This is a genomic window from Aestuarium sp. (genome assembly GCF_023253315.1).
Lineage (GTDB): Bacteria > Pseudomonadota > Alphaproteobacteria > Rhodobacterales > Rhodobacteraceae > Marivivens > Marivivens donghaensis.
Window position 1 is genome coordinate 1 of the sequence record NZ_JALRGW010000040.1, and the last position, 8,916, is coordinate 8,916.

An 8,916-nucleotide genomic window follows, 5' to 3' on the forward strand; every position below is an offset into this window, starting at 1 on the left:
CCGTTGGTTCGGGCGTTGTTTCCAAAATCCTCGCTTAATTCGCGATAGATTTTAAAATCACGAAGGGCCGTCCTGAAAAGGGCGGCCCTTTATCTATAGAAGGCTTCAGGGCTGTTCAGGTTGTCTGTGACAGATTCTTGAAGATTACCTGTTGATCTGTAGGTGGGCGGCGTGTATTGGGCGCGGGTTCACCTTCGGGTGAACTTCTAATGAGGGATTCGTATTCCTCTAGGTTCGACGTGGGGACGCAATGGTGCGCTCTACCACCTCTCAACCGGTTAGAGCCGCGAAAGGCAAATGATATGGCACAGAGCCAAAACATTCGCATTCGGCTGAAGGCATTCGACTACCGTGTACTCGACGCTTCCACTGCTGAGATCGTCAGCACTGCAAAGCGCACTGGTGCATCTGTACGTGGTCCGATCCCGCTGCCGAACAAGATCGAAAAATTCACCGTTCTGCGTGGTCCGCACGTCGACAAAAAGTCGCGCGACCAGTTCGAAATCCGCACCCACAAGCGTCTGCTTGATATCGTGGATCCGACCCCGCAAACCGTTGACGCACTGATGAAGCTCGACCTCGCCGCTGGCGTTGACGTCGAGATCAAAGTCTAAGGAGGGCATAGGATATGCGCTCTGGCGTTATTGCAAAAAAAATCGGCATGACCCGCCTGTTCATGGAAGATGGTAAACAGATCCCTGTAACCGTTCTTCACCTGGACAACCTGCAGGTCGTTGCTCAGCGTACAGCTGATAAAGACGGCTACACTGCTGTTCAACTCGGCGCTGGCACTGCCAAAGCTAAAAACACCTCGAAAGCTATGCGTGGTCACTTCGCTACTGCGAAAGTTGAACCTAAGCGCAAAGTTGCAGAATTCCGCGTTGCACCGGAAAACCTGCTTCCAGTTGGTGCTGAAATCATCGCTGATCACTACTTCGAAGGTCAATACGTTGACGTTTCGGGTACATCGATCGGTAAGGGTTTCGCAGGTGCGATGAAGCGTCACAACTTCGGTGGTCTTCGTGCATCTCACGGCGTGTCCATCTCGCACCGTTCGCACGGTTCGACTGGTCAGTGTCAGGATCCGGGTCGCGTTTTCAAAGGTAAGAAAATGGCCGGTCACATGGGCGCTGCTCGTGTAACCACCCAGAACCTGCAAGTCATTCGCACCGATGCAGACCGTGGCCTGATCATGGTCAAAGGCGCTGTACCGGGTTCGAAAGGCGGCTGGGTCACCATTAAGGATGCGGTTAAGAAACCGACTCCGTCCAACCTGGTTCTGCCCGCTGCGCTGAAATCGGACGCTGCTCCGGTCGAGGCTGCTGCTGAAGGAGGCGAAAACAATGAAGGCTGAAGCTATCAAACTTGATGGCGCCGCTGCAGGTTCCGTCGAACTTAACGACGCAATCTTCGGTCTGGAGCCGCGCGCCGACATCCTGCACCGCGTTGTCCGTTGGCAGCGTGCTAAGGCTCAGCAGGGTACTCACGCGACTCTTGGTCGTTCGGAAGTGTCCTACTCGACCAAGAAGATCTACCGCCAAAAAGGCACCGGTGGCGCACGTCACGGTTCCAAGAAGGCGCCGATCTTCCGTCACGGTGGCATCTACAAAGGTCCGACCCCGCGTTCGCACGCACACGACCTGACCAAGAAGTTCCGCAAGCTGGGCCTGCGTCACGCACTGTCCGCAAAGCTCAAAGCTGGCGAACTGATCGTGATCGAGTCCGCAGACCTGAACGAAGTAAAAACCTCGGCTCTGGCGAAACAGGTTGCAAACCTGGGCTGGAAACGCGCGCTCATCATTGATGCAGCCGTAAACGAGAACTTCGCGAAAGCTGCGCGCAACATCGAAACCGTTGATGTTCTGCCGTCCATCGGCGCGAACGTCTACGACATCCTCCGCAGTGACACTCTCGTGCTCACCAAGGCTGGTGTCGAAGCTCTGGAGGCACGTCTGAAATGAGCGCGAAACCTGAACATTACGATGTGATCCGCAAGCCGATCATCACCGAAAAAGCAACTATGGCATCCGAGCATGGCGCAGTTGTTTTCGAAGTGGCGAAAGACGCGAACAAACCGCAGATCAAAGAAGCTGTTGAAGCTCTCTTTGGTGTAAAGGTTAAAGCGGTCAACACTGTGATCACCAAAGGCAAGGTCAAACGTTTCCGCGGTACCGTTGGTACCCGTAACGACGTCAAAAAGGCTTACGTTACCCTCGAAGAAGGTAACACCATTGACGTTTCGACCGGTCTCTAATACTTGACTTCATCGGTTCGGCCCCGGATTCGTCCGGGGCCGTGCCTTTTGTTTATTTCGGGGACCTTCGGGGCCCTAAACTACGGGGATTAACCTCCCTCAAAGCAACGGAAGACAGAGAACATGGCACTCAAGTCGTATAAACCGACGACGCCGGGCCAGCGTGGGCTGGTTCTGATCGACCGTTCGGAGCTTTGGAAAGGTCGCCCGGTTAAGGCTCTCACAGAGGGTCTGACCAGCAAGGGTGGCCGGAACAATACCGGACGGGTTACCGCACGTCGTCGTGGTGGTGGTGTAAAGCGCCTCTACCGTATCGTGGACTTCAAACGTAACAAGTTTGACGTTCAGGCAGTCGTAGTTCGTATCGAGTACGACCCGAACCGGACCGCATTCATCGCACTTATCCAGTACGAAGATGGTGAGCAGGCATACATCCTTGCTCCGCAGCGTCTGGCTATTGGCGATAAAGTCATCGCTTCTGCGAAGGCTGACATCAAGCCGGGTAACGCTATGCCGTTCTCGGGCATGCCGATTGGTACAATCGTACACAACATCGAAATGAAGCCGGGTAAGGGCGGTCAGATCGCTCGTGCAGCTGGCACCTACGCTCAGTTCGTAGGTCGTGACGGTGGCTACGCACAGATCCGCCTCTCCTCGGGTGAGCTTCGTCTCGTTCGTCAGGAATGCATGGCGACCATCGGTGCTGTGTCGAACCCTGACAACTCGAACCAGAACTTCGGTAAAGCCGGTCGTATGCGCCTCAAAGGCATCCGTCCGTCGGTTCGCGGTGTTGCTATGAACCCGATCGACCACCCGCACGGTGGTGGTGAAGGTCGTACCTCCGGTGGTCGTCACCCGGTTACCCCGTGGGGCAAGCCGACCAAAGGTGCACGTACCCGCAACAAGAAAAAAGCGTCGTCGAAGCTTATCCTTCGTTCGCGCCACGCTAAGAAAGGGCGCTAAGATATGTCTCGCTCTGTATGGAAAGGTCCGTTCGTTGACGCTTATGTGCTTAAGAAAGCCGAAGCTGCACGCGAAGCTGGCCGCAACGAAGTGATCAAGATTTGGTCGCGCCGCTCGACGATCCTGCCCCAATTCGTGGGTCTGACGTTTGGCGTTTATAACGGCAAAAAGCACGTTCCTGTGCTGGTATCCGAGGACATGATCGGTCAGAAATTCGGTGAATATTCGCCGACCCGTACCTACTACGGGCACGCTGCCGACAAGAAAGCGAAGCGGAAGTAAGTCATGGGCAAGGCACAGAACCCCCGCCGCGTGGCAGACAACGAAGCAATGGCAAAACTGCGCATGCTTCGCACTAGCCCGCAGAAACTTAACCTCGTCGCCGCTATGATCCGTGGCAAGAAAGTCGAGAAGGCTCTGACCGACCTGACTTTCTCGAACAAGCGGATTGCTGTGGACGTGAAGAAATGCCTTCAGTCCGCAATTGCGAACGCCGAGAACAACCACAACCTCGACGTTGATGAACTGGTCGTAGCCGAGGCTTATGTTGGCAAAAACCTTACCATGAAGCGCGGTCGTCCGCGTGCACGTGGTCGTTTTGGCAAGATCATGAAGCCGTTTTCGGAACTCACCATCAAGGTGCGTCAGATTGAGGAGCAAGCCTAATGGGTAACAAAGTAAACCCCGTCGGTATGCGTCTTCAGGTCAACCGCACCTGGGACAGCCGTTGGTACGCCGACACCAAAGACTACGGTGACCTTCTTCTTGAAGACCTTAAAATCAAGGACTTCGTTAAGAAAGAAGCGAAACAAGCTGGTATCGCTCGCGTTATCATCGAACGCCCGCACAAAAAATGCCGCGTGACCATTCACGCTGCACGTCCGGGTGTTATCATCGGTAAAAAAGGCGCTGACATCGAAGTTCTTCGCAAAAAGCTCGCAGCTCTGACTGCAAGCGAACTGCACCTGAACATCGTTGAAGTACGCAAGCCTGAGCTGGACGCTGCCCTCGTTGCAGAGAGCATCGGTCAGCAGCTCGAGCGCCGTGTTTCGTTCCGTCGCGCTATGAAGCGTGCGGTTCAGAACGCAATGCGTATGGGCGCACTCGGCATTCGTGTGAACGTTGCTGGTCGTCTTGGTGGCGCTGAAATCGCTCGTACCGAATGGTACCGCGAAGGCCGCGTTCCGCTTCACACCCTGCGCGCTGACATCGATTATGCTCTGTTCGAAGCTACGACTCCGTACGGCATCATCGGTATCAAAGTGTGGATCTTCAAAGGCGAGATCATGGAGCACGACCCGCAGGCTCGTGACCGTCGTCAAGCTGAAGCCCAAGATGGCCCCGCACCGCGCGGTGGCGATCGTGGCCGTCGCTAAGGAGCTAGATAATGCTACAGCCTAAGCGTACAAAATTCCGCAAAATGCACAAAGGCCGTATCCACGGTCAAGCAAAAGGCGGTTCGGATCTGAACTTCGGTACATACGGCCTCAAAGCTGTTGAGCCCGAGCGTGTAACTGCACGTCAGATCGAAGCAGCACGTCGTGCGATGACCCGTCACATGAAGCGTCAAGGTCGCGTATGGATCCGTATTTTCCCGGATCTGCCGGTAACCGCTAAGCCTATCGAAGTTCGTATGGGTAAAGGTAAAGGTTCCGTCGACCGTTGGACCTGCAAAGTGAAGCCGGGCCGCGTCATGTTCGAAATCGACGGTGTTTCCGAAGATATCGCACGTGAAGCACTGCGTCTCGCAGCTATGAAGCTGCCGATCAAGACCCGCACTGTGGTTCGCGAAGACTGGTAATCCAGTCGACAAGAATAAGGAAAGGCGCCCTTTTGGGGCGCCTTTTTTGTTTCGGGGTTGTCGTGGGGCTTATTCCCACTTGTAGTTAAAGCTCACCGATACACGGTCATATTCGGAGGTATTCGCGGGCACTTCGTGGCGGAGCCAGCTTTCCCAAAGGAACACATCGCCGATTTCTGGCTTCTGGTAGATGAAGGCCTGCAATTCACGGCGCGCATCTTTGCGACGGGGAGGGGCGGCCATCATCATGCAGTGGCGCGGGTCTTCGAGCTTGAGGGACGATGTATCATCGGGCATCGAAACATAGGTAGTGCCAGAGATGACCGAATGTGGGTGCAAGTGGGACCCGTGGTTGCCACCCTCAGGGAGAATGTTGATCCACAGGTCCTCGAGAACCAGTTCGCGACCGTCCAGATTGAATTCAAGATCTTTGGCGAATTCAGCGACGTGTTTGTCGAGCGCTTCCTTGACGGCGGCAAACACAGGCGACCGCCATGGCAGGTCAGTCAGGGATGCGTAGCTGGTGTAGCCCGGGTAGCCGTTTTCCTCGCACCATTGCTGGCCCGCCTCATCATCTTCCATAATGGCGTAGCAGTTGTCGTGCAGTTCTTCTTCGTCAATCTCGTGGCCGAACTCGGTTAGGCGGCCTTTGTAAAAGCGGGTTACGAAAAGGGATTCGATTTTGGCCATGTTGGGCTCCTGCAAAAAGTCTTGATCTGACAGTTAGGTCCCGTTTAGCATCAACGGCACCGGCTGCCCAAGTTTTCTTGGGGAAATGCCCTATTCCTCTTGCCTCCCAATGACCAGCACCTTATACGGCGCTATCTCACGATTCCCGTCTACGGGATTCGTGTGTTTTGTTATTCGTCCACCAGGAACAGGGTGACCCGCAAAATAATGCGAGCGGAGCCCTCTGGTGTTAAGAAAGGAAAAGGCTATGAACGCCACTGAACTTCGCGCCAAGACGCCGGAACAGCTCCGGGAAGATCTGGTCGCTCTGAAGAAAGAGCAGTTTAACCTGCGCTTCCAGCAGGCCACCGGCCAACTGGAAAACAACGCTCGTATGCGCACCGTCCGTCGTGACGCTGCTCGCGTGCTGACTATTCTGAACGAAAAAGCTGCTGCGGAGGCCTAAGACATGCCCAAACGTATCCTTCAGGGTGTTGTCACCTCGAACCAGAACGAACAGACCGTAACCGTATTGGTCGAACGTCGTTTCAAGCACCCGCTGCTTCACAAAACCGTCCGTAAGTCGAAGAAATATCGCGCTCACGACGAGAACAACCAATTCAACGTAGGTGACACCGTCCGTATTCAGGAATGTGCACCGAAGTCGAAGACCAAACGCTGGGAAGTCATCACCGCCTAATTGCGGTGATCCCAGTTTAATCGAAACCCTGGGGATCAGGACAACACTGCAAGTCCCCCCAAAGGTCGGGAGTAACCCATGATCCAGATGCAGACAAATCTGGATGTAGCTGACAACAGCGGCGCTCGCCGTGTTCAGTGCATCAAGGTTCTCGGCGGTTCGCACCGTCGTTATGCGTCGGTTGGTGACATCATCGTAGTATCGGTGAAAGAAGCCATCCCACGCGGCCGTGTTAAGAAAGGTGACGTCCGTAAGGCCGTTGTCGTTCGCACCGCCAAAGAGGTTCGTCGTGAAGACGGTACCGCAATTCGTTTTGACCGTAACGCAGCTGTTATCCTGAATAACAACGGCGAGCCGGTTGGCACCCGTATCTTCGGACCGGTTGTTCGCGAACTGCGCGCTAAGAACTTCATGAAAATCATCTCGCTTGCTCCGGAGGTGCTGTAATGGCTGCGAAACTCCGTAAAGGTGACAAAGTCATCGTTCTGGCTGGTAAAGACAAAGGTAAAACCGGTGAAATCACTTCGGTTAACCCGTCTGCTGGCAAGGCCGTTGTCGATGGCGTGAACATGGCCATCCGTCACACTCGCCAAACCCAGACTGCACAGGGCGGCCGCCTTCCTAAGGCAATGCCGATCGATCTGTCGAACCTGGCTATCGTTGATGCAAATGGCAAAGCAACTCGCGTTGGCTTCCGCATGGAAGGCGACAAGAAAGTTCGCTTCGCTAAGACAACAGGAGACGTTATCTGATGCTTGACACTGCTAACTACTCCCCGCGTCTTAAGGACCTCTACAAAGCGACTATCAAAGCCGCTCTGAAAGAAGAGTTCGCATACAAAAACGATATGCAGATCCCGCGTCTGGACAAAATCGTTCTCAACATCGGTTGTGGTGCTGAAGCTGTTCGTGACAGCAAAAAAGCCAAATCCGCTGTTGAAGATCTGTCCACCATCGCAGGTCAGCAGGCTGTTTCCACGAAAGCAAAGAAATCCATCGCTGGTTTCCGCGTTCGTGAAGATATGCCGCTCGGCGCTAAAGTTACCCTCCGCGGTGACCGTATGTACGAATTCCTTGATCGTCTGATCACAATCGCAATGCCTCGTATCCGCGACTTCCGCGGCGTATCGGGCACTTCGTTTGACGGCCGTGGCAACTACGCTACCGGTCTGAAGGAACACATCGTATTCCCGGAAATCAACTTTGATAAAGTTGATGAAGTCTGGGGTATGGACATCGTCATCTGCACTACCGCGAAAACTGACGCGGAAGCGAAAGCGCTGTTGAAGCATTTCAACATGCCGTTCAACAGCTAAGCGCGGAGAGAGAACTATGGCTAAAAAATCCATGATCGAACGCGAAAAAAAGCGTGAGCGTCTGGTAGCAAAATTTGCTGCTAAGCGCGCAGAGCTTAAAGAAATCGCGAACGATGAAACCAAGTCGATGGAAGAGCGCTTCAAGGCACGCCTGAAGCTCGCGGAACTCCCGCGTAACAGCTCTGCCACCCGTCTTCATAACCGTTGCCAGCTGACTGGTCGTCCGCATGCGTATTACCGCAAGCTGAAAGTCAGCCGTATCATGCTCCGTAATCTCGGCTCCAATGGCGAGATCCCGGGCTTGGTCAAGTCGAGCTGGTAAGGAGGGTTAGAACATGAACGATCCTATCGGTGATATGCTGACCCGTATCCGTAACGCTCAAATGCGCGGCAAGTCGACTGTTTCGACTCCGGCATCCAAGCTGCGCGGTTGGGTTCTCGATGTGTTGACTGCAGAAGGTTACATCCGCGGCTACGAAGCTGGCACGGATGAACGTGGTCACCCGACACTCGAAATCAGCCTGAAATACTACGAAGGCACTCCTGTCATTCGCGAACTGAAGCGGGTTTCTAAACCTGGTCGTCGCGTTTACATGGGCGTCAAGGACATCCCGTCGGTCCGTCAGGGCCTCGGTCTGTCGATTGTCTCCACCCCTAAGGGTGTGATGTCGGACGCAAACGCACGCGCAGCCAATGTTGGCGGCGAAGTGCTCTGCACCATCTTCTAAGGAGGGTCTGATGTCTCGTATTGGTAAAAAACCGGTCGAGCTGCCCAGCGGCGTTACTGCCACTGTGTCGGGTCAGACCATTGAAGTTAAGGGTCCGAAAGGCACCCGTTCCTTCTCTGCTACCGACGATGTGACCATCACTGTAGAAGAGAACGCTGTAAAAGTGACCCCGCGTGGCACTTCGAAGCGCGCTCGTCAGCAGTGGGGCATGTCCCGCTCGATGGTAGAAAACCTGATTATCGGCGTGACCGAAGGCTTCAAAAAAGAGCTGGAAATCACCGGTGTTGGTTACCGTGCTAACATTCAGGGCAACACCCTGAAACTGGCGCTCGGTTACTCGCACGACGTCGACTTCGATATCCCGGCTGGCGTAACTGTCACCGCACCGAAGCAGACCGAAATCGTTGTGGAAGGTATCGACCAACAGCTGGTGGGGCAGGTTGCTGCTAACATCCGCGAGTGGCGTAAACCAGAGCCGTACAAAGG

Annotated in this window: 18 protein-coding genes; 17 read left to right on the forward strand and 1 reads right to left on the reverse strand. The window is 54.5% G+C overall.

The window, feature by feature from the left end:
• The first annotated feature begins 302 nt into the window (after positions 1-302).
• From rpsJ to rplP, 9 genes are all read left to right on the forward strand, one after another.
• On the forward strand, positions 303-614 hold the full coding sequence (gene rpsJ, locus AC1QQ2_RS13360) for a 30S ribosomal protein S10 (protein WP_067550514.1): 312 nt from the start codon (positions 303-305) through the stop codon (positions 612-614).
• Positions 615-628: 14 nt separating this feature from the next.
• Positions 629-1,354, forward strand: a complete 726-nt coding sequence (gene rplC / locus AC1QQ2_RS13365; protein WP_067550512.1) for a 50S ribosomal protein L3 — start codon at positions 629-631, stop codon at positions 1,352-1,354.
• The gene (gene rplD, locus AC1QQ2_RS13370; RefSeq protein ID WP_067550510.1) at positions 1,344-1,961 is read left to right on the forward strand and encodes a 50S ribosomal protein L4; all 618 of its coding nucleotides are present in this window, start codon (positions 1,344-1,346) and stop codon (positions 1,959-1,961) included. Before rplC ends, rplD begins: the two co-directional genes overlap by 11 nt.
• Entirely contained in the window at positions 1,958-2,254 is a 297-nt protein-coding gene (locus tag AC1QQ2_RS13375) for a 50S ribosomal protein L23 (protein ID WP_067550507.1), read from the forward strand. The genes rplD and AC1QQ2_RS13375 overlap by 4 nt, the downstream gene beginning before the upstream one ends.
• Before the next feature lie 123 nt (positions 2,255-2,377).
• A complete protein-coding gene (rplB, locus tag AC1QQ2_RS13380) occupies positions 2,378-3,217 on the forward strand; it encodes a 50S ribosomal protein L2 (protein WP_067550506.1) in 840 nt (279 codons plus the stop codon).
• Positions 3,218-3,220: 3 nt separating this feature from the next.
• Positions 3,221-3,499 carry a 30S ribosomal protein S19 gene (gene rpsS, locus AC1QQ2_RS13385; protein ID WP_105234121.1) on the forward strand — a complete coding sequence of 93 codons (279 nt, stop codon included), beginning with the start codon at positions 3,221-3,223 and terminating at the stop codon, positions 3,497-3,499.
• Positions 3,500-3,502: 3 nt separating this feature from the next.
• On the forward strand, positions 3,503-3,883 hold the full coding sequence (rplV, locus tag AC1QQ2_RS13390) for a 50S ribosomal protein L22 (RefSeq protein ID WP_067550502.1): 381 nt from the start codon (positions 3,503-3,505) through the stop codon (positions 3,881-3,883).
• On the forward strand, positions 3,883-4,593 hold the full coding sequence (gene rpsC, locus AC1QQ2_RS13395) for a 30S ribosomal protein S3 (protein WP_105234122.1): 711 nt from the start codon (positions 3,883-3,885) through the stop codon (positions 4,591-4,593). Before rplV ends, rpsC begins: the two co-directional genes overlap by 1 nt.
• Before the next feature lie 11 nt (positions 4,594-4,604).
• On the forward strand, positions 4,605-5,018 hold the full coding sequence (gene rplP / locus AC1QQ2_RS13400; RefSeq protein ID WP_067550498.1) for a 50S ribosomal protein L16: 414 nt from the start codon (positions 4,605-4,607) through the stop codon (positions 5,016-5,018).
• 69 nt (positions 5,019-5,087) lie between these two features.
• Here the strand turns inward: rplP and AC1QQ2_RS13405 are convergent, their stop codons facing one another.
• Complete coding sequence (locus AC1QQ2_RS13405) at positions 5,088-5,708, reverse strand: TIGR02466 family protein (protein ID WP_105234123.1); 621 nt, start codon at positions 5,706-5,708, stop codon at positions 5,088-5,090.
• Positions 5,709-5,955: 247 nt separating this feature from the next.
• Here AC1QQ2_RS13405 and rpmC point away from each other — a divergent pair, with 247 nt between their 5' ends.
• From rpmC to rplF, 8 genes are all read left to right on the forward strand, one after another.
• Complete coding sequence (gene rpmC, locus AC1QQ2_RS13410) at positions 5,956-6,153, forward strand: 50S ribosomal protein L29 (protein WP_067550496.1); 198 nt, start codon at positions 5,956-5,958, stop codon at positions 6,151-6,153.
• Positions 6,154-6,156: 3 nt separating this feature from the next.
• Positions 6,157-6,387 (forward strand): 30S ribosomal protein S17, encoded by a 231-nt coding sequence (gene rpsQ, locus AC1QQ2_RS13415; RefSeq protein ID WP_067550494.1) that lies wholly within the window; start codon positions 6,157-6,159, stop codon positions 6,385-6,387.
• 78 nt (positions 6,388-6,465) lie between these two features.
• Complete coding sequence (gene rplN, locus AC1QQ2_RS13420; RefSeq protein WP_067550492.1) at positions 6,466-6,834, forward strand: 50S ribosomal protein L14; 369 nt, start codon at positions 6,466-6,468, stop codon at positions 6,832-6,834.
• On the forward strand, positions 6,834-7,139 hold the full coding sequence (gene rplX, locus AC1QQ2_RS13425) for a 50S ribosomal protein L24 (protein WP_067550490.1): 306 nt from the start codon (positions 6,834-6,836) through the stop codon (positions 7,137-7,139). The genes rplN and rplX overlap by 1 nt, the downstream gene beginning before the upstream one ends.
• Positions 7,139-7,702 carry a 50S ribosomal protein L5 gene (gene rplE, locus AC1QQ2_RS13430; protein ID WP_067550489.1) on the forward strand — a complete coding sequence of 188 codons (564 nt, stop codon included), beginning with the start codon at positions 7,139-7,141 and terminating at the stop codon, positions 7,700-7,702. Before rplX ends, rplE begins: the two co-directional genes overlap by 1 nt.
• 16 nt (positions 7,703-7,718) lie before the next feature.
• Positions 7,719-8,024, forward strand: a complete 306-nt coding sequence (rpsN, locus tag AC1QQ2_RS13435) for a 30S ribosomal protein S14 (RefSeq protein WP_067550487.1) — start codon at positions 7,719-7,721, stop codon at positions 8,022-8,024.
• A gap of 13 nt (positions 8,025-8,037) precedes the next feature.
• Positions 8,038-8,430 (forward strand): 30S ribosomal protein S8, encoded by a 393-nt coding sequence (gene rpsH / locus AC1QQ2_RS13440; protein ID WP_479713501.1) that lies wholly within the window; start codon positions 8,038-8,040, stop codon positions 8,428-8,430.
• 10 nt (positions 8,431-8,440) lie between these two features.
• Positions 8,441-8,916 (forward strand): 50S ribosomal protein L6 (rplF, locus tag AC1QQ2_RS13445; RefSeq protein ID WP_479713502.1); only part of this gene is annotated, 476 nt, incomplete at its 3' end.

Coding starts and splice junctions, on each gene's coding strand:
- rpsJ (WP_067550514.1), top strand. CDS start 303: ATGGCACAGAGCCAAAACATTCGCATTCGGCTGAAGGCATTCGACTAC.
- rplC (WP_067550512.1), top strand. CDS start 629: ATGCGCTCTGGCGTTATTGCAAAAAAAATCGGCATGACCCGCCTGTTC.
- rplD (WP_067550510.1), top strand. CDS start 1,344: ATGAAGGCTGAAGCTATCAAACTTGATGGCGCCGCTGCAGGTTCCGTC.
- AC1QQ2_RS13375 (WP_067550507.1), top strand. CDS start 1,958: ATGAGCGCGAAACCTGAACATTACGATGTGATCCGCAAGCCGATCATC.
- rplB (WP_067550506.1), top strand. CDS start 2,378: ATGGCACTCAAGTCGTATAAACCGACGACGCCGGGCCAGCGTGGGCTG.
- rpsS (WP_105234121.1), top strand. CDS start 3,221: ATGTCTCGCTCTGTATGGAAAGGTCCGTTCGTTGACGCTTATGTGCTT.
- rplV (WP_067550502.1), top strand. CDS start 3,503: ATGGGCAAGGCACAGAACCCCCGCCGCGTGGCAGACAACGAAGCAATG.
- rpsC (WP_105234122.1), top strand. CDS start 3,883: ATGGGTAACAAAGTAAACCCCGTCGGTATGCGTCTTCAGGTCAACCGC.
- rplP (WP_067550498.1), top strand. CDS start 4,605: ATGCTACAGCCTAAGCGTACAAAATTCCGCAAAATGCACAAAGGCCGT.
- AC1QQ2_RS13405 (WP_105234123.1), bottom strand. CDS start 5,708: ATGGCCAAAATCGAATCCCTTTTCGTAACCCGCTTTTACAAAGGCCGC.
- rpmC (WP_067550496.1), top strand. CDS start 5,956: ATGAACGCCACTGAACTTCGCGCCAAGACGCCGGAACAGCTCCGGGAA.
- rpsQ (WP_067550494.1), top strand. CDS start 6,157: ATGCCCAAACGTATCCTTCAGGGTGTTGTCACCTCGAACCAGAACGAA.
- rplN (WP_067550492.1), top strand. CDS start 6,466: ATGATCCAGATGCAGACAAATCTGGATGTAGCTGACAACAGCGGCGCT.
- rplX (WP_067550490.1), top strand. CDS start 6,834: ATGGCTGCGAAACTCCGTAAAGGTGACAAAGTCATCGTTCTGGCTGGT.
- rplE (WP_067550489.1), top strand. CDS start 7,139: ATGCTTGACACTGCTAACTACTCCCCGCGTCTTAAGGACCTCTACAAA.
- rpsN (WP_067550487.1), top strand. CDS start 7,719: ATGGCTAAAAAATCCATGATCGAACGCGAAAAAAAGCGTGAGCGTCTG.
- rpsH (WP_479713501.1), top strand. CDS start 8,038: ATGAACGATCCTATCGGTGATATGCTGACCCGTATCCGTAACGCTCAA.